The organism is Curtobacterium sp. MCBA15_016, assembly GCF_001865105.1.
In the GTDB taxonomy this organism is placed as follows: Bacteria; Actinomycetota; Actinomycetes; order Actinomycetales; family Microbacteriaceae; genus Curtobacterium.
This window is the reverse complement of sequence record NZ_MJGR01000038.1, coordinates 7,156-7,391: the sequence shown is the minus strand read 5'-3', so window position 1 is coordinate 7,391 and position 236 is coordinate 7,156. Positions and strand designations below refer to the sequence as shown.

At 66.9% G+C, this 236-nt stretch carries 1 pseudogene; it reads left to right on the top strand.

Features of this window, described 5'->3' with window-relative positions:
* Window positions 1-206: pseudogene (locus tag BIV03_RS15840) on the top strand (glucose-6-phosphate isomerase); the annotation flags it as partial.
* Window positions 207-236: the final 30 nt, after the last annotated feature.

The window sequence follows — 236 nt, the reverse complement described above, 5'->3', positions numbered from 1 at the left end:
AGCTCATCGCGCTGTACGAGCACATCGTGTTCACCGAGGGCACCATCTGGGGCATCGACTCGTTCGACCAGTGGGGCGTCGAGCTCGGCAAGCAGCTGGCGCTGCAGATCGCCCCGGCGGTCGACGGTGACCAGGCTGCGCTGGACGCGCAGGACTCCTCGACGAAGGCGCTCATCGCCAAGTACCTGGAGCTGCGCGGCGAGTAACGCACGCACCTGACTGACTGGAGGCGCGGT